Below are 23,307 nucleotides of genomic sequence, written 5' to 3' on the forward strand. Positions count from 1 at the left end.
CCCTACACCCCCCCACCCCTCCCCCCGCCCCCCCCCCCGGCCCCCCCCCCCCCCCCCCCGCTGCGGGGGGAAGTACCTGAGCGATCTGTTACGACGGGGGAATCGCGTCAGGCACTGCGGGGGGTGGCTGAGATGGTCCGAACATCGGGGGTTTCCGGTTCCACCAGCCGGTGGTCTCGCTGGTCCAGATTCACAAAGATCATTCCGTACCGGACGGCACATCGCACGGGCTGCGGCGCCCCCCGAGGCCGCCGCAGACACCGGTACGCCCGTACGTCCTCGTCCTCGTCGCGCGTGACGACGACCGGCTCACCGAAGACGGTCACCATCAACGAGTCACCGGAGTGGGGGATCGCGGTGACAAGGTCGATGAAGTGCCATCCCGATCGGTAGGCCGTGGCCATCTCGCGACGGAAGGAGCGGTCGTCGGGTGGAGTGGTCATGACTCGGCGACCCACGTGCTGTCGCTGGGCGCAACCCAAGTGCTGTCACCCGGGACGGCGGACGCCGTGACGATCCACGTGCTGTCGCCGGCACCGGCGGCAGACACGGAAGTCGTCTTCCACGTGCTGTCCTGCGCTGCGTCACCCTGCGTCCCCGTGAGACCGCTCAGCGCTCCGAAGGCCAAGGCGGCGGAGAAGGCGGCGACTAGCGCCGAGCGAAGCATTCTCTTATGCATAGTCGGCTTCGTCCTCATTTGAAGGTCACCTCTCCCCCGTCCGAATACGACGATGGCCCATTCCGGCACGTCATGGCCACACAAACGATGCATCATGTTCCTGCACGTTCAGGACCCTGGGGGGTGGAGATCTGGTGATAAATGAGACTAAGCGGACACATCCCCATGGGTTGACCGACCTGTGCGAGGACGGACGCCGCCTCTACGGCAATGCTCTCCGGACGGGACGCATAGCCCGTTCGGATGTCGAGCCTGCGCCGTGCTTGATGGAATTCGCCCTGCTTCATCCCGATCCTGACGACCCCAACTGGCTGCGTCCCGTACCGCCTTCGGTCGCGCTTGCCCAGAGGCTCACACCGATCGAGAACGAGATCACCCAACGACGTCGGCTGTCCATCGAACTCGCAGACGCTTTCGAGCCGTTCATGGCTCTCAGCGCCCAATCGTCGGCGTCCACCCACTCGATCACCGTGCTGGAAGGCCTCGACCGGATCAACGCGGCGCTCGATCTTGCCACGTCCCAGTGTCACACCGAGATGCTCACCGTCCAGCCGAGCCGCCGCCGGCTCGAGCACACCCTCGCCCAAGGACTCAACCGCGACCGGCCGTTGATCGAACGGGGCTGCCGCATCCGGACGCTCTACCAGCACCCGGCCCGCTACAGCCCCGAAACCCTCGCGTACGTCGCCCAGTTCACCGACGGCAAGGTGGAGTACCGCACCATCGACGAGCTGGTCGAGCGGCTCATCATCTGCGACGAGACCGTGGCCTTCATCCCGACCCGCGACGACGGCGAGATCGCGCTCGAACTCCGGCATCCGGGACTCGTCCGCTACCTGATCAAGGTCTTCGAGTTCATGTGGACGCGCGCGGTCCCGCTCAGCGGCGGCGCCCCGTACGAGACCGCCCCCGACGGGATCACGGAGATCCAGCACTCCATCGCCAAGCTCCTGGTCGAGGGCCATGTCGACGAGGCGATCGCACGGCGGCTGGGGATGAACGTGCGCACCTGCCGCGCCCACATCGCCAAGCTCGCGACGGTACTGGGCAGCGGCAGCCGGGCCCAACTCGGCTTTCTCATAGCGCAGTCGGGGCTCCTGAAGCAGGATCCCTGACATCGATCCGGAAGAAGAGGGCCATTCGTGACGACTGGGGCGCACCGGCACGGCCCGGAGGAGCTGTGCGAAGCGGGTCTGGAACTCTACGGGCGCGCCCTGCGCGAAGGGCAGGTGAGCAGCGCCGATGCCGACGCGGCTCCCTGCCTCGTCGACTTCGGCCTGCTGCATCCCTGCGTCACCGACCTCGATTGCCTGGAGCCTGTGTCCCCGGCCGTCGCCCTGCACCGCCTGCTGCGCACCTCGGCGGATCGCATCGCCGGCGAACGGCAGCGCGAGGAATGGCTGGTGGAGACGTTCGGGCCGCTCATGAGCGCCGGAGGGCGCCCCGCCGGAACACCGGACCTGCCGACCATCGAGGTCGTCAGCGGGCTCGACCGGATCAACGAGGCCATCGCCGGAGCCATGGCCGACGCCTCCCGAGAACTGCTGGCCATCCAGCCCTACGACGGCCGCAGCCCGGCCGAGCGCCTGGCCAAGAGCCTCGGCCGCGACCAGGACCTGCTCGACCGCGGAGGCCGTATCCGCACGCTCTACCAGCACACGCAGCGGTACTCGGCCGCCGTGGTGGCGCGCTACGAGCAGCTCACCGGCGACGCCGAGGCACGTACCCTCGACCAGATCACCGAACGCCTCATCGTGATCGACCGCGAGGTGGCCTTCATCCCCGCCAACGCCGACCGCACGCTCGCCCTGGAGGTCCGGCACCCGGTCCTGATCGACTACTTCGCCGTCATCTTCGACCGCCTCTGGCACATGGCCACGCCCATGCACCCCGAAGCCGCCACCCGCGCCACCCCGGCCGGCATCACCCCCCGCCAACACGCCATCGCCGTCCTCCTCGTGGAGGGCCACACCGACACCGACATCGCCGAGCGGCTCGGGATGAACGTCCGGACCGCCCGCGTGCACATCGCCAAGCTCGCGGCCACGCTGGGCAGTGAGAGCCGGGCCCAGCTGGGCTATCTCATCGGGCGGTCGGGGATTCTTGACCGGGAAGGGTGATCGGGTCGGCGTCGGTGGGGTGACGGTGGCCGTCGAGGCCCACCTGGGCGATGCGGACGCCGAGTTGGGTGCGGCTGGCCGCGCCGAGGGTCTCGGAGAGCCGGGCGATGTGGGCGCGGCACGTACGGACGCTTATGCCGAGCCGCTCCGCGATCACCGCGTCCTGGTGGCCCTCCGCCAGCAGCGCCGCGATGGACTGCTCGCGGTGCGAGATGCCCTCGATGCCGGTGTCGGGCAGCCGCGCGGTCAGCGGGATCGCGAGGCGCCACAGCCGCTCGAAGACCGTGACCAGGTAGCCGACCAGGGCCGGGTGGCGCAGCTCCAGGGCGAGGGTGCGGTCCGCGTTGGCCGGGATGAACGCCACCGTGCGGTCGAACAGGATCAGCCGGTCGATCACCTCGTCCAGGGTGCGCGCCTCGACCGAACCGCCCATCAGCTCCAGGTAGTTGAGCAGGCCCTGGCCGTGCCGGGCCACATGCGTGTACAGGTCGCGCATCCGCACGCCCCGCCCGCGCAGGGTGAGCGCCCGGTGCAGGCCCTCCGTCAGCTCGTCCTCGGGCCGGATACCGCCGGGCTGGACGGTGAGGACCTCCGTCGTGCACGCCTCGGTCGCCGCGTCCATCGCGGCCTGGATGCGGGACAGCCCGTCCAGGACGCGGATCGCGGCGCCCTCCGCGGAGCCGGAGCCCGGGGCCGCCTGTTTCTCGGGGCCCAGACCGGCGTACCGCTCGACCGCGGCGACCGCCGCGCCCACCCGCAGCTGACTGGCGCTGACGTCGTCGTAGACGCCGCGCAGCAGCCGTGTCATGACCTCCTGCGGGGACGTCGGGACCAGCCAGTCCATGTCGTCGGGGTCCGGGTGCAGCAGGGCGAGCTCCAGCAGGCACGGCACCGGCCCGGCGTCCCGGCGCGGCACGCGGCCCCGCCGTACGGCCCGGGAGTACACGCGCTCCCCGGCCTCGCACAGTCGGTCAGCACCGTGTGGATGCTCCTCCGTCCCGTGCCCGGCCATCGCCCATCCCACCCCCGGTTTCGCCGCCTTCGCAGCGCAACTATGCGCGGACGGGACCGGCTCCGCAACACGGCTCGACCTGAGGGCACGGTCGTTAAACGCCCATAACTCCCGCTCTGTACGGTCCTCCTCCTGCCGCGTTGCAACAAGCTGACGGCCTGGGAGGCAGGGTGGTGCGCGAGAGGCGGGTTCCGGGCCCGCGGCGGCCGGATCACGTCCAGGCCGAGGATGCGGTCAGGGGCCGCCGTGAGTCTTCACGACAGCCCCCGCAACGATCGCACCCGCAAATGCGGAACGTCTTACTTGAGTCCGATCGCCGAACACTCCGAGGCGTACTTCGAGGTGCAGATCTGCGAGACCTTGTAGATGCCGTCGGCGACGACCGTCGACTTGATGTTCTTGCGCGTCAGCGCGGTGACGGTGACGAGCTGTGCCGGGATCTCCTTGTCGGTCGGGCTGTCGACCGTGTCTTGGGTCAGCGCGTCGAACTCGATGTCCTTGCCCTGCACCTTGGCCACGGCCATCTGCGCGGCCGCCTGGGCCTCCTGCGGGTAGGACTTGTAGACGCTCATGTACTGCTCGCCCGAGACGATCCGCTGCACGCCGGCCAGTTCCGCGTCCTGCCCGGTGAGCGGCGGCAGGTGGGACATGCCCGCGTCCTCCATGGCCTTGACGATGCCGCCCGCCATGCCGTCGTTGGCGGAGTAGACGCCCGCGATGTTGCCCTTGCCGATCGCCTTGATCGCGTCGGACATGTTGGACTCGGCGTTCTTCGGGTCCCAGTCCTTGGTGTCGAAGGACTGGGCGATCGTCACCTTGCCCTTGAGCTCGGACAGCGCGCCCGCCTTGAACTGCTTGGCGTTCGGGTCGGTGGGCGAGCCGTTCATCATCACGATCTTGTCGGAGGTGCCGACGTCGCTGCCCAGCGCGTCCAGCAGCGAGCGGCCCTGCACCTCCCCGACGAGCTCGTTGTCGAAGGAGATGTACGCGTCGATCGGGCCCTCGGCCAGCCGGTCGTAGGCGATGACCGGGATACCGGCGTCCTTCGCCTTCTTCACCTCGCCGGCGATGGCGTGCGAGTCCACCGCGTCCAGCAGGATGGTGTCGACCTTGTCGTCGATCATCTTCTGCATTTGGGCCGCCTGCTTGTCCGCGTTCTGCCCCGCGTTGGCGTAGGCGACGTGGCCCTGGTTCTTGGTCAGGGAGGAGACCTGCTGCTTGATGATGGGGTAGTCGAAGTCCTCGTACCTGGTGTTGGCCGTCTCCGGCAGCAGCAGACCGATCGTGACGTCGTTGCCCTTGGTGGGGGTCGCCGAACTGCTGTCACCCGACACGTTCAGCACGCCGCAGGAGGCAAGTGACAGGCTTGTCGCGGCTACTGCCACGCACAGGGCGGTACGACGGATGCGGGTGTTCACTGCTGTTGACCTTCCGAACAAGGGTGCTTAAGGCGTCCCAGGTGAAGGAAGCCAACGCTTTCTTCACACGATCGTCAAGGAATAACCAGGTAATGAGACGTCAACGTTAGAGTTCGCTCGCCCTCCTGACGTAAGGCGACCGGTTGGTGCATATGCGCCAGGGGCCCGGATTGTCTCCGGGCCCCTGACGTGATGTGACATGGCCAGACGCGTCAGTCCGATTGCTGCCGCTTCGGCCGCCAGACCACCAGCGCGCTGGTGTGCTGCACCTCCTGGTACGGCACCAGGTCGCGGCGGTACGACGCGTGCACCGCCGCCTCGCGCTGCTGCATGGCCGCCGCCGCGCCCTCGACCGCCGTCTGGAGTTCGACGACACGCTGCTGGAGCGCGGCGACCTGGTTCTCCAGCTCGATGATCCGCTTGATGCCGGCCAGGTTGATGCCCTCGTCCTGCGACAACTGCTGGACGGTGCGCAGCAGTTCGATGTCGCGGGCCGAGTAACGACGGCCGCGGCCGGGCGTGCGGTCGGGCGAGACCAGGCCGAGGCGGTCGTACTGGCGCAGGGTCTGCGGGTGCAGGCCGGAGAGCTGGGCCGCCACCGAAATGACGTAGACCGGGGTTTCCTCGGTCAGTTCGTACGGATTACGTCGACGGCCGTCCATCTCCCTCAAGCTCCCTTCGCGGCCTGGAACAGCTCCGCCCGCGGATCCTCACCCGCGGTTGCCTCGCGATACGCCTCGAGCGCGTCACGAGCCTTCCCCGTCACGTCCTTGGGGACACTCACCTCGACGGTGACCAGGAGGTCGCCGCGGGTGCCGTCCTTGCGGACAGCGCCCTTGCCACGGGCGCGCATGGTGCGGCCGTTGGGCGTACCCGGCGGCAGCTTCAGGGTGACGGGAGGGCCGCCCAGGGTGGGCACTCTGACCTCGCCGCCGAGGGCCGCCTCGGCGAACGTCACCGGGACGGTCACGGTCAGGTTGTCGCCCTTGCGGCCGAAGACCGGGTGCGCGGACACATGGACCGTGACGTACAAGTCGCCCGCCGGACCGCCCCGTTCACCCGGTGCGCCCTTGCCGCGCAGCCGGATGCGCTGGCCGTCCTGCACCCCGGCCGGGATGCGGACCTGCATGGTCCGCGACGACTTGGCTCGGCCCGAGCCCTTGCAGACCTCACAGGGGTTCTCCGCGATCAGACCGCGGCCCTTGCAGTCCGGGCAGGGGTCGGTGAGGGAGAAGCCCCCGCCGGAACCCCGCGCCACCTGCCCGGTGCCGACGCACGTCGGGCAGACCCGGGGGTTGCCGTTGGCGTCGCCGGTGCCGGAACAGGCCTTGCAGGGCGCCTGCGAGGACATGCGCAGCGGGACCGTCGCGCCCTCGATCGCCTCGGTGAAGCTGAGGCTGACCTCGGTGTCGATGTCCTGACCGCGCCTGGGCTGCACCCGCGTGGTGCCGGAGCCGCCCCGGTTGAACAAGCCCCCGAAGACGTCACCGATCCCGCCGCCGAAGCTGCCGGAGTTTCCGCCGCCCTGGCCGCCGCCGAAGAGGTCGCCCAGGTCGAAGTTGAACGAGCCGCCGCTGCCGCCCGGCCCCGGGCGGAAGCCGCCGTTGCCGAACAGGGCGCGCGCCTCGTCGTACTCCTTGCGCTTCTTGGGATCGCCGAGAACGTCGTTCGCCTCGGAGATCTCCTTGAAGCGCTCCTCGGCCTTGGTGTTGCCCTTGTTGGCGTCCGGGTGGAACTCGCGGGCGAGCTTCCGGTACGCCTTCTTGATCTCGGCCTCGGTGGCGTCCTTGGGGACGCCGAGGACCTTGTAGTAGTCCTTCTCGATGAAGTCCTTGGTGCTCATCCTCGACGCCCCTCCTTTCTCATCGGTTCAAGCTCAGCCCTCGTCCGGGCCACCGCTCTCCTTGTCGTCGGCCGCCTCGGCGGAGTCCTGGGACTCCGGCTTGACGGTCTGCGCTCCCGGCTGAGGCTCGGCCACGGCCACCCGCGCGGGGCGGATGGTGCGCTCGCCGATGCGATACCCGGGCTGCAGAATCGCCACGCACGTCGTCTCGGTGACGTCCGGTGCGTAGCTGTGCATCAGGGCCTCGTGGATCGTCGGGTCGAAGGGCTCGCCCTCCTTGCCGAACTGCTGCAGACCCATCTTCGCCGCCACGGTCTCCAGCGACTCCGCCACGGACTTGAATCCGCCGACGAGTTCGCCGTGTTCCCGTGCGCGGCCGATGTCGTCGAGCACGGGCAGGAGCTCGGTCAGAAGATTCGCGATGGCGATCTCCTTGACCGTGATCCGGTCCCGCTCCACGCGGCGGCGGTAGTTCTGGAACTCGGCCTGGAGCCGCTGGAGGTCCGCCGTGCGCTCACCGAGCGCCGTGCGTGCCTGGTCCAGCTGCGCCGTCAGACCGGCGATCTGTACTGCTGCGTCCCCGGCCGGGGCCGCCCCCTCCCCGGAGGAAGGAGCGGCGGCCTTCGGTTCGGCGTCGTCAGGTGTGGCGCCGGAGGGGACGTCGGGCTTCTCGTCGAAGCCCGGGGTCTCCTCCGTCACGCGGCACCGTCCTTGCGCTCGTCGTCCACGATCTCGGCGTCCACGACGTCGTCGTCGGCCTTCGGGGCCTCGGCGCCGGCGGACTCGCCGCCCGCGGCGGCCTGCGAGGCCTGGGCGTCGGCGTACATGGCCTGGCCCAGCTTCTGCGAGACGGCCGCGACCTTCTCGGTGGCGGTGCGGATCTCGGCGGTGTCCTCGCCCTTGAGCGCGGCCTTCAGCTCCTCGACGGACGCCTCGACCTCGGTCTTGATCTCGCCCGGGACCTTGTCCTCGTTGTCCTTGAGGAACTTCTCCGTCTGGTAGACGAGCTGCTCGCCCTGGTTGCGGCTCTCGGCGGCCTCGCGGCGGGCGTGGTCCTCCTCCGCGTACTTCTCGGCCTCCTGGCGCATCCGGTCGACCTCGTCCTTCGGCAGCGAGGAGCCGCCGGTGACGGTCATCTTCTGCTCCTTGCCGGTGCCGAGGTCCTTGGCCGTGACGTGCATGATGCCGTTGGCGTCGATGTCGAAGGCGACCTCGATCTGCGGGACACCGCGCGGGGCCGGCGGCAGACCGGTCAGCTCGAACATCCCGAGCTTCTTGTTGTACGCCGCGATCTCGCGCTCGCCCTGGTAGACCTGGATCTGCACGGAGGGCTGGTTGTCCTCGGCGGTGGTGAAGATCTCGGACCGCTTGGTCGGGATCGTCGTGTTCCGCTCGATGAGCTTGGTCATGATGCCGCCCTTGGTCTCGATGCCGAGGGACAGCGGGGTCACGTCGAGGAGCAGGACGTCCTTGACCTCACCCTTGAGGACACCGGCCTGCAGGGCGGCGCCGATGGCGACGACCTCGTCCGGGTTGACGCCCTTGTTGGCGTCCTTGCCGCCGGTCAGCTCGCGGACGAGCTCGGCGACGGCGGGCATACGCGTGGAACCACCGACGAGGACGACGTGGTCGATCTCGTTGATGGAGATGCCCGCGTCCTTGATGACGTTGTGGAACGGCGTCTTGCAGCGCTCCAGCAGGTCCGCGGTCAGCTGCTGGAACTGGGCCCGGGTGAGCTTCTCGTCCAGGTGCAGCGGGCCCTCGGCGGACGCGGTGATGTAGGGCAGGTTGATCGAGGTCTCGGTGGACGAGGACAGCTCGATCTTGGCCTTCTCGGCGGCCTCGCGGAGGCGCTGGAGGGCCATCTTGTCCTTGCCGAGGTCCACGCCGTGGCCGCTGGCGAACTGCTTGACCAGGTAGTCGACGATGCGCTGGTCCCAGTCGTCACCACCGAGGTGGTTGTCGCCGTTGGTTGCCTTCACCTCGACGACGCCGTCACCGATCTCCAGGAGGGACACGTCGAAGGTGCCGCCACCGAGGTCGAAGACGAGGATCGTCTGGTCGTCCTTGTCGAGGCCGTAGGCGAGCGCGGCCGCGGTGGGCTCGTTGACGATGCGAAGGACGTTCAGACCGGCGATCTCGCCGGCCTCCTTCGTCGCCTGGCGCTCGGAGTCGTTGAAGTAGGCCGGGACGGTGATGACCGCGTCCGTGACCTTCTCGCCCAGGTAGGACTCGGCGTCGCGCTTCAGCTTCTGCAGGATGAACGCGGAGATCTGCTGCGGGTTGAAGGGCTTCCCGTCGAGCTCGATCTTCCAGTCCGTGCCCATGTGGCGCTTCACGGAGCGGATGGTCCGGTCCACGTTCGTGACCGCCTGGCGCTTGGCGACCTCGCCGACGAGCACCTCACCGTTCTTCGCGAAGGCGACGACGGACGGCGTGGTCCTGGCACCCTCGGCGTTGGTGATGACGGTGGGCTCGCCGCCCTCCAGAACGCTGACGACGGAGTTAGTCGTGCCCAGGTCGATGCCGACCGCACGTGCCATGGTGATCTTCCTCCAGCTGACTTGAGTGGAACGGACTCAAGTGTGCACGACACCCGGCGATGGGTCAACAGACCTGAGTCCGGGGGGCTCAACTCTTATCCGTTCCTTACACGCAAGCGCCCGCTGACCTGGGAGGATACAGGTCTGCCCGGCTGAGTGGACACCGACCGGACCTGCGTGGAGACAGGTCTGCCGGTCTGCGTGGAGACAGGCCTGCCGGTCTGCGTGGACAACGGTCGGCCTGCCTGCGTGGGCACGGGCCGGCGCACATACACCGGCACCCGAAGCAGCAGCAGTACGACGACGAGTGCCCCGGCCGCCACCCAGAACACGGCGGACCGGGCGGTCCAGCCGATGTGGGTGAGCACCCCGACGAGCACCCCGGCGAACGCCGCGATGCCCGGCAGCACGGTCGCGCCCTGCGGGGTGAGCCCCAACCGCCGCAGCCGGTGGGCGAGATGGTCGGGCCCGCCCCGCAGCAGCGGGCGCCCGGCCAGCCGCCGCGACAGGACCACCAGGAGTACGTCGACGGTCGCCACCGCGGTGATGGGGAACAGCACGCCCGCGCTGTCCGCGAGCCCGTAGCCGGCCCTGGTGCACACGGCCGCCGCGGCGAGCACGAACCCGGTGAACATCGACCCGCAGGCACCGAGGCCGACGCGCGCGGGCGGCCAGTTGTGCATGAGGAACCCGGTCAGCGCGGCGGCCAGCACGCTCAGCAGCACCGCGAGCCCGTCCATCACCTCGGCCGCGGCGCAGGCACCCACCCCGAAGGCGGTGACCACCCCCACGGTCCCGGCGAGCGCGTCGGCGTGGTCCAGCGCCTTGAAGGCGACGGCGACGAAGACGATCCAGCCCACGGCGAGCAGCCCCGCGGGCACCCCGGTCTCCTCGTACGGCACGACACAGGCCGCCGCCGCGGCCGTACCGGCGACGAGGACCCGGGCCTTGACCCGCCGCAGGTCCGCGACCAGCCCGAGCAGGGCGACGGCGCCCCCGGCGAGCAGCAGCCGGCCCACCCCCTCCCCGAGCGGCGCCACACCTGTGCGTTCCCCGGCCACCACCACGGCGCCGGTGGCGAGCACCACGGCGACTCCCCCGGCCAGCGGCACGGGTCGCTGCCGTCGTCTCCGGTCGACGATTCCGAGGCGCAGCGCGGGCACCCGTAGCAGTGCGGTGAGCACGGCTGCGAGCAGCAGGGCGGTGGTGGCGGCGGCGATCCCGTAGAGCACGGATCTAAGTTAGGCGCGAATGTACCAATTTGGCATGAATAACACGATCGCATTGTCACAGACCTTTAAGGCAACCCTCAGCGACACAGATCACCGAGCCGCTGGCTACAGTGCGACGGAAGATGGGGGTAGTCTCAGACGGACTGAATAAGTTACCGCTTAGTAACGTCGAGGCTCTCCCTCGAACCAAACCTCGCAGGCCCGAGGAGCCCCCAAATGCAACTCGCCGCGATCATCGTGTCGCTGGTCCTGACCGTGGTCGGTGTGGCGCTGCTCGCCCGCGCCATCGGCCAGTTCGTCCGGTATTTCAAACTGGGCCAGCCCGTACCCGCGGGCAGCAGGACCGACAACCCCTATGCGCGCAGCGTGACGCTGGTGCGTGAGTTCCTCGGCCACACCCGGATGAACCGCTGGGGCATCGTGGGCTTCGCCCACTGGTTCGTGGCCGTCGGCTTCCTGACGCTGCCGCCGACCCTCGCGCAGGCGTTCGGCCAGCTCTTCAAGGCCGACTGGATGCTTCCGGTGATCGGCGACTGGCTGCCGTTCGAGATGTACACCGAGTTCATCGGCGTGATGACGGTGATCGGCATCGTCGTGCTGATGACGATCCGGCTGCTGAGCCTGCCCTCGCGGCCGGGCCGCAAGTCCCGCTTCGCGGGCTCCAAGGCGGGCCAGGCGTACTTCGTCGAGTACGTCATCCTCACCATCGGCCTGGCGATCTACGTGCTGCGGGGCCTGGAGGGCGCCCTGCACCACGTGGAGGGCTACGAGGCCGGCTACTTCGCCTCGTACCCGCTGGTGGTGGCGTTCAAGGGGCTGAGCGTCCCGGCGCTGCAGAACCTGGTCTACCTGGTCGCCATGGTCAAGATCGGGACGTCGTTCATCTGGATGATCGTGGTGTCGCTGAACACCAACATGGGCGTGGCCTGGCACCGCTTCCTGGCCTTCCCCAACATCTGGTTCAAGCGCAACGCCGAGGGCGCCACCGCGCTGGGCGCGCTGCAGCCGATGACCTCGGGCGGGCAGCCGATCGACTTCACCGACCCGGGCGAGGACGACGTCTTCGGCGTCTCCCAGGTCGAGCAGTTCTCCTGGAAGGGCCTCCTCGACTTCTCCACCTGCACCGAGTGCGGCCGATGCCAGTCGCAGTGCCCGGCCTGGAACACCGGCAAGCCGCTCTCCCCCAAGCTGCTGATCATGAGCCTGCGGGACCACGCCCACGCCAAGGCCCCCTACCTGCTCGCGGGTGGCGGCAAGAACATGGAGGGCGAGGAGAAGGCCTCCGAGGAGCAGCTGAAGGACGTGCCCGCCGCCGCGCTGGCGGAGGCCGAGCGGCCGCTGATCGGCACCGCGGAAGAGAACGGCGTCATCGACCCGGACGTGCTGTGGTCCTGCACCACCTGCGGCGCCTGCGTCGAGCAGTGCCCGGTCGACATCGAGCACATCGACCACATCGTCGACATGCGCCGCTACCAGGTGATGATCGAGTCCGCGTTCCCGTCCGAGGCGGGCACGATGCTCAAGAACCTGGAGAAGAAGGGCAACCCCTGGGGGCTGGCCAAGAAGCAGCGCCTGGAGTGGCTCAAGGAGGTCGACTTCGAGGTCCCGGTCGTGGGCCAGGACATCGAGGACCTCACCGAGGTCGAGTACCTGTACTGGGTCGGCTGCGCCGGCTCCCTGGAGGACCGGGCGAAGAAGACCACCAAGGCCTTCGCGGAGCTGCTGCACATCGCGGGCGTCAAGTTCGCGATCATGGGCGGCGACGAGAAGTGCACCGGTGACTCCGCCCGCCGCCTCGGCAACGAGCCGCTGTTCCAGGAACTCGGCATGGAGAACGTCATGGCTTTGAACATGGCGTTCGGCGAGGAACTCGACGACGACGGCAAGGTCATCGCGGAGTCCGCGAAGCCGAAGTCGGCGAAGAAGATCGTCGCCACCTGCCCGCACTGCCTGAACACCATCGGCAACGAGTACCCGCAGCTCGGCGGCGACTACGAGGTCATCCACCACACCCAGCTGCTGCAGCACCTGGTCGACGAGGGCAAGCTCACCCCCGTCACCCCGGTCGAGGGCATCATCACCTACCACGACCCCTGCTACCTGGGCCGCCACAACAAGATCTACACCCCGCCGCGGGAGATCATCGCGAACGTTCCGGGCCTCAGGAACGAGGAGATGCACCGGCACAAGGAGCGCGGCTTCTGCTGCGGCGCCGGCGGCGCCCGCATGTGGATGGAGGAGCGGATCGGCAAGCGCATCAACAACGAGCGCGTCGACGAGGCCCTGTCCGTCAACCCCGACATCGTCTCCACCGCCTGCCCGTTCTGCCTGGTCATGCTCACCGACTCGGTCAACGGCAAGAAGAACGACGGCAAGGCCAAGGAGTCCATCCAGGTCGTCGACGTCGCCCAGCTCCTGCTGCAGTCGGTCAAGACCCCCCTCGACCCGGCCGGCGAGGCCGAGCAGGAGAACGCACCCGAGCCCGAGCCGGTGAAGTAGCCTTCCCGGCCACGGCCCTCACGGCGCCCCCTGCCCGCTCCGGGCAGGGGGCGCCGTCGTAGCCGCATCCGTCAGGCGCTCTTCGGCCCCACGTGCTGGACCACCTCGAAGGACCACAGCGTCGAGCCGGTGGCGGCCGGCTTCGGCCGCTCGCCGCCCTCGCCACCGCCCTGGTGCGCCGCCCGCATCGGCCCCTTGAGCCACGCCTGGAAGGACTGCTCGTCCCGCCAGCGCGTGTACACCAGGTACTGGTCGGTCCCCTCGACCGGCCGCAGCAGCTCGAACTCCTCGAAGCCGTCGGAGCCCTCCACGGCACTGGCCCGCGCGGCGAACCGCTTCTCCAGGACCTCGCGCTGCTCGGCGGGCACGGTCAGTACGTTGATCTTGACTACGCTCATGCAGTCATCCTGACGCACCCGAGGCCGAACTCGGGCTGTCGCCCCGTCCCGTGCGCGTGCATCATTGCCCAGGCGTTGTCGACGGGGCTGACGAGGTGAGCGGTGCGCGTGCGAAGAGGCGGGATGTGTACGGCGGTCGTCTGCACCGCGCTTCTGCTCGCCGCCTGCGGCCCCGGTGCGGACGCCGGAGCCGGCCGCCCCACCCCCGTACGGATCGCGGACGCCCCCGCCAAGCTGCCCGTTCCGCGCGGCACCGGCAGCAGGACCCCTGACGACTTCAACGGTGACGGACACCGCGACCTCGTCCTCGACGCCCTCGTGAAGGCCCGCAGCCACGAGGACGACGCGGGCATCGGGATCGTCTACGGCGGCGCGCACGGACTCACCCCGGGCGCACGGCAGTTGGTCAGCCCCACGAAGTACGCCGCCCGCACCAAGGGCCAACTCCCCGCCGTCTTCGACGCGGAGGCGAGCTGCGACCTGGACAAGGACGGCTTCACCGACCTGATCGTCTCGACCGACCCGCCCTACGACGGCCAGGGCATGCCCCCGGTCCCGCTCCAGGTCCTCTTCGGCTCCCCGGGCGGCCTGACCCACGCGGTCACCCTCGCCGTCCCCGCCGCCGCCCGCTTCGGCAACGACTGGCCCGACCAGCCGGTGTGCGGCGACTTCGACGGCGACGGTGCCGAGGACCTCGTCCTGCACGCCTCGGGGCAGCGGCTCAGCTATCTGCGCGGCCCGTTCAGCACCAAGGGCGCGCCCCGCGCGGCCGGCGCCGCCGTCCCCTCGCCCGGCGAGGTCCCCACCGGCCCGGCGGCCGACGTGAACCGTGACGGCTACGACGACCTGGTGGTCCGTACGGCCGACGGCACGAGCAAGGCGTACGTCGTCCTCGGCGGCCCCACCGGCCCGACCCGCACCGGAACCGCCCTGCCCGAGGGCATCGACATCGCCCTCGGCCGCTTCGGCAGGGGCGCGGCCCTGGACGCCGCGGTCGGCGCGATGGGGGAAACGTCTTTGCGCTACGACCTCCCCGCCCCGGTGCGCGCCACCCTCGCCTCCCCCGGCTCCATGCTGGACGCCGCCGACCTCGACGGCGACGGCCTCAGCGACCTCGTCTCCAGCGGCTCACGGCTGCGGATCTTCCGCGGCCGTACGACGGGCCTGACCACGGCCGGCATGGTCTCCGTCGCGCCGCCGGCCCGGGGCACGACCAGGGTGCTGGCGGTGGGCGACTTCGACGGCGACGGCCGGGCGGACCTGGCGGTGCGCACGTACCGGGGCGAGACGAAGGACACCGTCGCGGTCTACCCCGGGGTGAAGAAGGGACTGGTGGCGGCCGAGCCGTCGGTCACCTTCTCCAGCTCGGAGTTCCTGTCGGGCTGAACCATCTCTCAAAGCCGCCGCAAAAAATTACCGAACTCACGTACAACCCTTGATCAGCGTCGCGGGTCTTTTGATCGCCGACCGAACGGTTAACGCCAGGTCAACTCCGGGCGAACACGGTTCGGCGCGCACCCCATCGACTGTGGACGCCCGCCAGGCGTCCCCCGCATGCCGCAGGAGAAAACCCGCATGCACACACCTCTGCGACTCGCTCTCGCGACGGCCACCGCGGCCGCGCTGACGGGCGGTCTGCTCACGTTCTCGGCCGTCACCGCGACGGCCGCGGACTCCACCACCGTCGCCCAGGCCGACTTCAACGGCGACGGGATCGGCGACACGGCCTTCTCCGCCGACGGCGCCTACGTGAACGGCAAGAACGGCGCCGGACAGCTCGTGGTCCTCTACGGGACCAAGCCCGGCGGCGTCTCGTCCGCCAAGCGCTCCACGATCAGCCAGGACACCGCCGGCAACCCCGGCACCGCCGAGGCCGGCGACTACTTCGGCAGCGAGACCGCCTACGCCGACTTCAACGGCGACGGCTACGACGACATCGCCGTTGGCTCCCCCGGCGAGGACGTCGGCAGCGACAAGGACGGCGGCGGCCTCGCGATCCTGTGGGGCTCGGCCTCCGGCATCACCGGCAAGGGAGTCACGGTCTCCGACCCGGCCCCCTCCGGCCACGACTACTGGGGCAAGAACCTCGCCGCCGGCGACTTCGACGGCGACGGCAAGGCCGATCTCGCGGTCGGCAGCTCCAACGCCACCATCTACGTGCTCAAGGGCGGCATCAGCGCCACCGGCAAGCCCGGCGGCACGTACACGATCAAGCCCCCGATCCAGGGCACGGACGCGGACGGCCCGCTCAACCTGACCGCCGGCAACATCAACGGCGGCCCGGAGACCGACCTCGTCATCGACGGCTTCGAGACCCAGACCGACTACGGCTGGAACAAGAACTACTACGTCCCCGGCACCCCGAGCGGCCTGAACATGGGCGCCTCGGAGGTGCTCAAGCCCGGCGTGATCACCGCGATCGGCGACATCGACCAGGACGGCTACGGCGACATCGTCTCCGGCGCCTACTGGAACCCCACCACGGAAGACGGCACGACCGTCCCCGACTCCGGCAAGGGCGGCAAGGTCTGGGTCACCTACGGCTCCGACGGCGGCCCGATCACCACCAACCCCACCGGCATCACACAGGACACCGGCAACGTCCCCGGCACCGCCGAGGGCAACGACTTCTTCGGTTACGAGCTCGACCTGGGCGACGTCAACGGCGACGGCTTCCTGGACCTCGCGATCGGCGTCGCGGGCGAGAACATCGGCAGCGCGACGAACACCGGCGCCGTCACCGTCCTCTACGGCACCGCGAACGGCCTGAACACCGCCTCCGGCGCCCAGTCCTTCGCCCAGTCGACCGCGGGCGTGCCCGGCAACGACGAGAAGGACGACTACTTCGGCACGGACGTCAAGCTCGACGACGTCACCGGCGACGGCAAGGCCGACCTGATCGTCGGCTCCCGGGAGAACGCCGGCAACGGCGGCGTGACCTACCTGCCCTCGGACGGCACGAAGATCGTCACGGCCGGCTCGCGCGCGATCGCCCCGAGCACCTCGGGCGTCTCCACCACGGGTTCGCCGTACTTCGGCGCCAACTTCGCGGACTGACCGGCCCGTAGCCGATCATCCGCCCCTGAACGAGGAGCCGGACCCTCACCCTCGGGCCCGGCTCCTCCTCTTCTTCTTCCATGTCCCCTTCCCTAGGGGTCACCTTGACGTTCCCTTAGGGGATGTCACAGCTCGGCCGCAAACCCGGGCCCGAACCGCCGGGCCCGCCACGTCACTCTGCGGGATCAGTTACGTTCGAAGGCGTGGCTGGATTCAGGATCGGACGCGGCGCCCGCAACAACGGAGCTCCGCCGAGGCGACCGCAACAACCCCCGCACGGACAGCAGGCTCCGCAGAGCCCGCCGTACGGCCGACCGTCTGCGCAGCAGCCGTACCGCAACGGCGGCGGCCAGTGGCAGCAGGGCAACGGCGGCGGGTACGACGAGCCGGAGTACTTCGGCGGCCAGGGCGGGTACGCACCGCAGGGCCACCACGATCCGTACGCGGCCAACAACCCTGGCCACACCCAGGCGTTCTCGGTCGGCGAGGACCCCTACAGCCAGGGCGGCACCTACCGCGCGGGCTCGGCCCCGGCGGGCCCCGTGGGCCCCCGTCTGCACTGGAAGGACCTGCTGAGGGGCATCATCCTGTCCCCCACCCAGACCTTCCTCCAGATGCGCGACTACACGATGTGGGGCCCGGCCCTCATCGTGACCTTCCTCTACGGCCTGCTCGCGGTCTTCGGCTTCGACGGCGCCCGCAAGGACGCGATCGACGCGACCCTCTCGAACGCGGTCCCGATCGTCCTGACGACGGCCGTCGCGATGGTGCTGTCGGCCTTCGTCCTGGGCGTGGTCACCCACACCCTGGCCCGCCAGCTCGGCGGCGACGGCGCCTGGCAGCCCACGGTCGGCCTCTCCATGCTGATCACGTCCCTCACGGACGCCCCGCGCCTGGTCTTCGCCATGTTCTTCGGCGGCGACGCGACCTTCGTCCAGGGCCTGGGCTGGGCGACCTGGGTGGCCGCCGGCGCCCTGCTGACCCTGATGGTCAGCCGCTCCCACGACCTGCCCTGGCCGAAGGCCCTGGGCGCCTCCTCGATCCAGCTGATCGCCCTGCTGTCGATCGTGAAGCTGGGCACGTTCTAGCACCGGCTCGAACAAAGGCTCCCGGCGATACGCCGGGAGCCTTCTGCGTCACGACCGCTTGCGGCGCCCCTCAGGCGTCGAGCACCTGCCCGGCACGGATCACGGGAGGCAGCACACTCCGGCTGACTTGACTGAATGACGGTAGTAGTCTGAGCCCTGCTCTGGAGGCAGGGGAGGCCCGATCGTGGCACGCAGAGTGGGGATCTATACCCGGATCTCACGAGACGACGAGGGTGAAGCACTCGGCGTCGCTCGGCAGCAACGGGACTGCGAGCGCCTAGCGGATCTCCGCTCATGGCAGCCTGTGAAGGTCTACGAGGACAACGACGTCTCGGCGTTCAAGCGCCACGTCGTGCGCGAAGAGTTCGAGCTGATGTTGCGGGACCTGCGCGCCGGCCTCATCGAGGGCATCGTTGCGTACGACCTTGACAGGCTCGCCCGACAGCCACGGGACCTTGAACGACTTATCGAGATCTTCGACGACCGGCCCCGGCTGGAGTTCGCCACAGTCACAAACGACATCAACATCGGAACTCCCGATGGCCGCACCATGGCCCGCATCATGGTCGCGTTCGCCAACAAGTCGTCCCACGACGCATCACGGCGGATCAAGCGGAAACACCTGGAGTTGGCCCAACAGGGCAAGGGCAGCGGCGGACCGGCACCCTACGGATGGCGCAAGGACGACCGGACGAAGGTGGACCCGAAGGCGGTTGAGGCCATCCGCGAGGCTCAGCGCGACGTCTTGGCCGGCGTCCGCATCGGAACCATCCGGACGCGGTGGCAAGAGCAGGGCTTGGGCAATCCCCGAGCAGGGACGAAGCGGATGGCGCATCACCACGTTGAGCAGATCCTCTCGAACCCCCGGCTAGTCGGTTGCCGGACCTACCACGGCGAGATCCTTTACGGCGATGACGGCCTACCCGTCATGGGTGAGTGGGAGCCGATCAACACACTCGAAGAGTGGGAAGCGGTGTGCGCTGCAATCGCGGAGCGCAAGCAAAAACACCCTGGCCACAACCTTGCCCGCAAGTACCTGCTTTCGGGCATCGCTCGATGCGGGCTGTGCAAGGCCAAGGTCCGAGGGCAGGTTAACCACCAATGGAAGCCCGGATCGAAGGCAGCCAAATACAAGTACCAGTGCTCAATCGTGAACGGCGGTTGCGGCAAGGTCGCGCGAATCGGCGAACCGGCCGACCGCTTGGTCGCCCAACTCGTTCTTGAGGAACAGCGCGAGCGAGCTGCCACGACAGCCGTACCGACGAATCAACGCTGGTCACAGGAAGACGAGTTGGAGCAGGTATCGCAGGAGATCGCCCAGCTCGTAGAGGCCGAGAAGTCGAGGCAGATCACCGTGTCGACGCTCTTGCAGCTCTTGCCACCCAAGGAGCGACTGCGCGACGAACTCAAGTTGGCGCGTGCCAGGTTCTACAAGGAGAAGAAGCAGGCGGAGGCCAAGTTCCAAGCGGGGGATCTCTCTCTCGAAGAGTTCTTCGATCTCCCGATCGAACGTCAGCAAGAGATCGTGCTTCACAGTCTGTCTGCCGTGATCATCCATCCGTCAGGCAAGGGTCGACGGATCTTCGACCCCAGTCTGATCGAGCCCGTCTGGCGTTAAGCGTCAGGCCCGCCCCTGGAGCACGAGCGCACGACGTACCCACTCTTCATCACGAGCGGGAGCGCGCCGAAGATGCATCTGAACCCATTCCTCGGTGGTCATCATCTTCGGCCTTGACCGCTGCTTCGGAGACTCTGGCGCCGTTGCCCTATTCATCGAGCGCGCCCCCTGCCAACTCGTCGCGTGCGGTTTCGCGGTCACGTCCGCCAGGCCCATTTCGGCGGTCTGCTTGTCGTTGACGCGGTGCACCACGCGGCCGGTGAGCTGAGCGCGGAGCATGGTGGCGCCCTTGCCCAAGTCGGAGCCGAAGCGCTGCCCGCAGATCTCCAGGTAGATGCCGGTCGCGCGGGCCATCTGGGCCAGCCGAATCAGCGCGGTGACGATGCGTTCCCGGCGCTCCTCATCCTTCTTGGAGGAGATCAGGAACAGTTCCGCCACCTCGTCGACCAGGACGATGACCGGCACCGGCCGCAGCTCTGCGGGGAGTTCCCTCAGGTCCGAGACGCCGTGACGGCTCAACAGGTCGAAGCGGTCTTCCATCTCCGCGACCAGCACGCCGAGCACCGAGGCGGCATCATCGGGGGTGGTGACCAGCGCCGACAGCCGGGGCGCGAACGCGGACTGTTCCACCCCGCGCTTGCAGTCGATGCCGACCAGGGCCACCGGCAGTCGCGCCAGCCCCTTGATCAGGTTGCGCTGATACATGGACTTGCCGGAGTGGTTGGCGCCCAAGGTGAGCGCCATCGGTGCCTTGCGGTAGTCCCGCTCGAACGCGGTCCCGTCCTCGCGCACCGCGACCGGAACGGCCATGTCGTGCGGGCGGGCCTTGCGGGGCATCTTCACCCGGCGCAGCACGTCGTAGCCGGTCATCCGCAGTTCGACGAAACCGGGCTTCGTCTCGGCCACGGTCACCGAGTGGACACCCCAGGCGCGCCGGAGCCGCTCCGAGGAAGCGATCACGTCGGCGGGCTCCAGGCCGGCGGGAAGGCGCAGGGTGACCCGCAGCCCGGTCGCCGTGCCGCGTACCCGGCGGATCTTCGGCGGGACCGGCTGAACCTCACGGCGGGCGACACTGCGGGTGAAGAACGCCCGCAGTCCCGACGGCTGCACCGTCAGCCCGCACACATCCATCGTGGAGCGGTAGGAGAAGGTGAAGCGGCCCCAGGTGACCGGCATCCCGACCAGCGACCAGTACACGCGCGGCGCGCGTACCTTCGCGTAGCCGAGACCACCGGCACCGGCCAGAGTTCCCGTGGCCTCCAGCCACATCGTCAGGTCGGCCATGATCAGGCCGCCGGGGTGATCGCGACCGCGCGGAACGAGATCCCGTGCCGCTTCTGGCCGTTGAACTCGTTCTCCCAGTCACGCGCCTTCAGGCCAATGACCTTGACCGGCATGCCCGGCGCCAGACCCTCGGGGAGACCGGTCTCCGGCACGGTCACCTGGTAGAGGTTCCCCTCCCCCTCATCCGAGACCAGCAGACCCACGGTCGACAGCCCCGCATTGGTGTCCCGGTCCACGGCCCGCTCACCGGTCTTCTTGTTGACCATCTTCGGTTCCGGCGCAGTCGCCACGAACACCACAGCGGTCGAAGTGTCGATCTTGAACGACGGCATGAAGTACTCCCTGAGTCGATGCTTCGAAGCAGCCCAAAGAAGGCCCTCCATGCTCGCTGTCCTAGGGCTGCGAGCGCCTTAAGGAGACTGTGGCACGTCCTGGGACTGCCAACAGTCCTGGGACTGTGCTTGACTTATCTCGTCGAGAGGAGTCGTGAGATGGCGCCGAAGTGGCGGGAGCTGGCCGACAAGCTGGCTGAACAGATCAAGAGGGGTGAGTACGCGCCTGGCCAGCAGCTTCCGCAGATCAGGGAGCTAGTTGCGGCAGGCGAGGGCTCCAAGTCCACCGTCCACCAGGCCTTCAAGGCTCTTGAAGCCGAGGGCCTGGTGACGTCGTCCCGCGGGCACGGCACCGTCGTGCGGCAACGGGTTCCGCTCAAGCGGCTCGGCATCGGCCGGTACGACAAGGCAAAGTGGCGCGACGGCGACGAGGTGGCTTTCATCGCGGACCGCGTGGCCTCTGGTCGCAGCTACCGCCGAAACGAGCAGACCCAGACCGTCAGTCGCGTGGAAGCCCCGCCAAGGGTCGCCGCTGCCCACGGTCTCCCCGAGGGGGCGGAGGTGTACGCGCGAGCCCGGCTGGTGAAGGAAGGCGACCAGCCGACCCACACCCTCACCAGTTACTACCGACCCGAACATGTCGAGGGAACCCGGATCGTGGACCCGACACCGGGGCCGGCCGGTCGTGGAGGCGGATTCCGGGTGCTGTACGACGCGGGATACGAGATCGACCACATGAAGGAGGAGATTTTCGCCAGGGCGGCCACGGCCGACGAAGTGAAGCTCTTGCAGCTGCCGCCGGGCGAACCAGTCGTAGAGCTGCACCGGACCACGTACACGGCCTCTGGCACAGTGGTGGAGTTCGCCATTGGTGTTCACGCGGCTTCGCGCTTCGCCTGGGAATACGACTTCAAGGTGCCGGACTCGGCGAAGGGCGAGAAGGGGCAGGAATGATCTCCACTCAGGCATGGGCCGACGCACGGCGCCTGTGGGACTACCACCAGATGGGGCACGTCCTGCGGCCGTGCTCAGTCGCGATCGGGTTGGGAAGCCATGACCTGGGTGTAGCCGATACGGCAGTAGACCTGTACAAGCGCGGCATGTATCCCCTCCTTGTGTTCACGGGAGCCACCAGCCCGACGACGCGGGAGCGCATGCCGCGAGGGGAGGCCGTCCACTACCGCGAACGAGCCCTCGAACTCGGTGTGCCCAGCTCAGCCGTGCTCGTAGAACCCAACGCCCGCAATACCGGCGAGAACATCCGCTTTTCCAGGGCTGTGCTTGAAGAGGCCGGAGTGAACGTCTCCTCCGTGCTCCTCATCAGCAAGCCGTACGAGGAAAGGCGCGCGTACGCCACGGCGCGCAAGCTGTGGCCCGAAGTCGAGATCGTCAGCGCGTCCACTCCGATGACGTTGGAGGAGTACGCGGACTCCATCCAAGACGCCCGGTTGGTCATTGACATGCTTGTGGGGGCACTTCAGCGACTGCTGATCTACCCGGAGCAGGGGTTCATGATCAGTCAGCCCGTACCGGATGACGTGCGTGAGGCTTACGAGCGGCTGTGCCACGAGGGCTTCACCAGCCGACTCCTCACCGGCCGGCCCTCTACCTGAAACCCGGCTCATGCCACGACAGCCAACGCCGCTCCACTCGGTCTCCGTGGCGGGAGTCGTTGTGCGTGAGGACGGACGCGCGTTGGTGATCCGCCGTGCCGACAACGGCACGTGGGGGCCACCCGGCGGGGTGCTTGAGCGCACGGAAGCCGTCGAGGAGGGGGTCCTCCGCGAGGTGTTCGAGGAGACCGGCATCAAGGTGCGCGTGGAGCGGCTAACCGGCGTCTACAAGAACATGGCCGTCGGTGTCGTCGCCCTGGTGTTCCGGTGTCGACCCGAAGGCGGTCACGAACAGCTCTCGGACGAGTCGACCGCTGTTGCATGGCTTGCCCCGGACGAGGCCGTTGCGGCGATGAGCGAGGTCTACGCGATCCGCATCACGGACGCTCTGCGCGACGACGAGGCGCCACACATCCGAACCCACGATGGCCGCAAGCTCACACCGCCGGTCGGCAGTTGATCTCGGACCGACAGAGCCGTGTCGAGTCTCAGTTGATGCTTGACAGGATGGCGTCGGGTGATGCTTGACGTCTGACCTAGACATCGTGGCTTACTGGCTGCCATGGCGGAC

General features: G+C 68.6%; 21 protein-coding genes. 10 read left to right on the forward strand and 11 right to left on the reverse strand.

All coding sequences use genetic code 11. The features are described 5' to 3' along the window. Positions 1–107 precede the first annotated feature (107 nt). On the reverse strand, positions 108–443 hold the full coding sequence (locus tag ACGFYN_RS21265; protein WP_266957970.1) for a hypothetical protein: 336 nt from the start codon (positions 441–443) through the stop codon (positions 108–110). 370 nt (positions 444–813) lie between these two features. On the opposite strand from ACGFYN_RS21265, the gene ACGFYN_RS21270 reads away from it, so the two are divergent. Then, entirely contained in the window at positions 814–1,794 is a 981-nt protein-coding gene (locus tag ACGFYN_RS21270; RefSeq protein ID WP_393867381.1) for a helix-turn-helix transcriptional regulator, read from the forward strand. A gap of 27 nt (positions 1,795–1,821) precedes the next feature. Continuing rightward, positions 1,822–2,799, forward strand: a complete 978-nt coding sequence (locus tag ACGFYN_RS21275; protein WP_393867382.1) for a helix-turn-helix transcriptional regulator — start codon at positions 1,822–1,824, stop codon at positions 2,797–2,799. On the opposite strand, the gene ACGFYN_RS21280 is transcribed toward ACGFYN_RS21275, so the two are convergent. The 7 genes from ACGFYN_RS21280 to ACGFYN_RS21310 form a co-directional block, all read right to left on the reverse strand. Continuing rightward, complete coding sequence (locus tag ACGFYN_RS21280) at positions 2,762–3,811, reverse strand: LuxR C-terminal-related transcriptional regulator (RefSeq protein WP_393867383.1); 1,050 nt, start codon at positions 3,809–3,811, stop codon at positions 2,762–2,764. The genes ACGFYN_RS21275 and ACGFYN_RS21280 overlap by 38 nt on opposite strands. A 299-nt stretch (positions 3,812–4,110) precedes the next feature. After that, complete coding sequence (locus ACGFYN_RS21285) at positions 4,111–5,229, reverse strand: substrate-binding domain-containing protein (RefSeq protein WP_393867384.1); 1,119 nt, start codon at positions 5,227–5,229, stop codon at positions 4,111–4,113. 212 nt (positions 5,230–5,441) lie between these two features. Continuing rightward, positions 5,442–5,891 (reverse strand): heat shock protein transcriptional repressor HspR, encoded by a 450-nt coding sequence (locus ACGFYN_RS21290; protein ID WP_393867385.1) that lies wholly within the window; start codon positions 5,889–5,891, stop codon positions 5,442–5,444. Positions 5,892–5,896: 5 nt separating this feature from the next. Next, positions 5,897–7,072: a molecular chaperone DnaJ gene (gene dnaJ / locus ACGFYN_RS21295; RefSeq protein WP_393867386.1), complete on the reverse strand. Its 1,176-nt coding sequence runs from the start codon at positions 7,070–7,072 to the stop codon at positions 5,897–5,899. A 33-nt stretch (positions 7,073–7,105) separates the two neighbouring features. Further along, a complete protein-coding gene (gene grpE / locus ACGFYN_RS21300) occupies positions 7,106–7,771 on the reverse strand; it encodes a nucleotide exchange factor GrpE (RefSeq protein ID WP_393867387.1) in 666 nt (221 codons plus the stop codon). Continuing rightward, a complete protein-coding gene (dnaK, locus tag ACGFYN_RS21305; RefSeq protein WP_393867388.1) occupies positions 7,768–9,615 on the reverse strand; it encodes a molecular chaperone DnaK in 1,848 nt (615 codons plus the stop codon). The genes grpE and dnaK overlap by 4 nt, the downstream gene beginning before the upstream one ends. A gap of 95 nt (positions 9,616–9,710) precedes the next feature. Continuing rightward, a complete protein-coding gene (locus tag ACGFYN_RS21310; protein ID WP_393867389.1) occupies positions 9,711–10,847 on the reverse strand; it encodes an undecaprenyl/decaprenyl-phosphate alpha-N-acetylglucosaminyl 1-phosphate transferase in 1,137 nt (378 codons plus the stop codon). A 216-nt stretch (positions 10,848–11,063) separates the two neighbouring features. Between ACGFYN_RS21310 and ACGFYN_RS21315 the strand changes: the two genes are divergently transcribed. Beyond that, positions 11,064–13,346 carry a (Fe-S)-binding protein gene (locus ACGFYN_RS21315; RefSeq protein WP_393867390.1) on the forward strand — a complete coding sequence of 761 codons (2,283 nt, stop codon included), beginning with the start codon at positions 11,064–11,066 and terminating at the stop codon, positions 13,344–13,346. Positions 13,347–13,417: 71 nt separating this feature from the next. On the opposite strand, the gene ACGFYN_RS21320 is transcribed toward ACGFYN_RS21315, so the two are convergent. Next, on the reverse strand, positions 13,418–13,744 hold the full coding sequence (locus ACGFYN_RS21320; protein ID WP_393867391.1) for an antibiotic biosynthesis monooxygenase family protein: 327 nt from the start codon (positions 13,742–13,744) through the stop codon (positions 13,418–13,420). Between the two features lie 123 nt (positions 13,745–13,867). On the opposite strand from ACGFYN_RS21320, the gene ACGFYN_RS21325 reads away from it, so the two are divergent. The 4 genes from ACGFYN_RS21325 to ACGFYN_RS21340 all read left to right on the forward strand — a co-directional run bounded on the left by ACGFYN_RS21325 (position 13,868) and on the right by ACGFYN_RS21340 (position 19,507). Beyond that, complete coding sequence (locus tag ACGFYN_RS21325; RefSeq protein WP_393867392.1) at positions 13,868–15,130, forward strand: FG-GAP repeat domain-containing protein; 1,263 nt, start codon at positions 13,868–13,870, stop codon at positions 15,128–15,130. A gap of 189 nt (positions 15,131–15,319) precedes the next feature. Further along, entirely contained in the window at positions 15,320–16,801 is a 1,482-nt protein-coding gene (locus ACGFYN_RS21330; RefSeq protein WP_393867393.1) for a VCBS repeat-containing protein, read from the forward strand. Between the two features lie 122 nt (positions 16,802–16,923). Further along, entirely contained in the window at positions 16,924–17,889 is a 966-nt protein-coding gene (locus tag ACGFYN_RS21335; protein WP_393867394.1) for a Yip1 family protein, read from the forward strand. A gap of 196 nt (positions 17,890–18,085) precedes the next feature. After that, on the forward strand, positions 18,086–19,507 hold the full coding sequence (locus ACGFYN_RS21340) for a recombinase family protein (protein ID WP_393867415.1): 1,422 nt from the start codon (positions 18,086–18,088) through the stop codon (positions 19,505–19,507). A gap of 3 nt (positions 19,508–19,510) precedes the next feature. Here the strand turns inward: ACGFYN_RS21340 and ACGFYN_RS21345 are convergent, their stop codons facing one another. Both ACGFYN_RS21345 and ACGFYN_RS21350 read right to left on the reverse strand, forming a co-directional pair. After that, a complete protein-coding gene (locus tag ACGFYN_RS21345; RefSeq protein WP_393867395.1) occupies positions 19,511–20,791 on the reverse strand; it encodes an FtsK/SpoIIIE domain-containing protein in 1,281 nt (426 codons plus the stop codon). A gap of 2 nt (positions 20,792–20,793) precedes the next feature. Beyond that, a complete protein-coding gene (locus tag ACGFYN_RS21350; protein WP_393867396.1) occupies positions 20,794–21,123 on the reverse strand; it encodes a hypothetical protein in 330 nt (109 codons plus the stop codon). 159 nt (positions 21,124–21,282) lie between these two features. Here ACGFYN_RS21350 and ACGFYN_RS21355 point away from each other — a divergent pair, with 159 nt between their 5' ends. The 3 genes from ACGFYN_RS21355 to ACGFYN_RS21365 are packed head-to-tail and all read left to right on the forward strand — an operon-like array spanning position 21,283 to position 23,196. Continuing rightward, positions 21,283–22,077 carry a GntR family transcriptional regulator gene (locus tag ACGFYN_RS21355; RefSeq protein WP_393867397.1) on the forward strand — a complete coding sequence of 265 codons (795 nt, stop codon included), beginning with the start codon at positions 21,283–21,285 and terminating at the stop codon, positions 22,075–22,077. Further along, entirely contained in the window at positions 22,074–22,736 is a 663-nt protein-coding gene (locus ACGFYN_RS21360; RefSeq protein WP_393867398.1) for a YdcF family protein, read from the forward strand. Before ACGFYN_RS21355 ends, ACGFYN_RS21360 begins: the two co-directional genes overlap by 4 nt. 10 nt (positions 22,737–22,746) lie before the next feature. Continuing rightward, a complete protein-coding gene (locus tag ACGFYN_RS21365; RefSeq protein ID WP_393867399.1) occupies positions 22,747–23,196 on the forward strand; it encodes an NUDIX hydrolase in 450 nt (149 codons plus the stop codon). Positions 23,197–23,307: the final 111 nt, after the last annotated feature.

It is taken from the genome of Streptomyces sp. NPDC048419 (genome assembly GCF_043200415.1).
Taxonomy (GTDB): domain Bacteria; phylum Actinomycetota; class Actinomycetes; order Streptomycetales; family Streptomycetaceae; genus Streptomyces.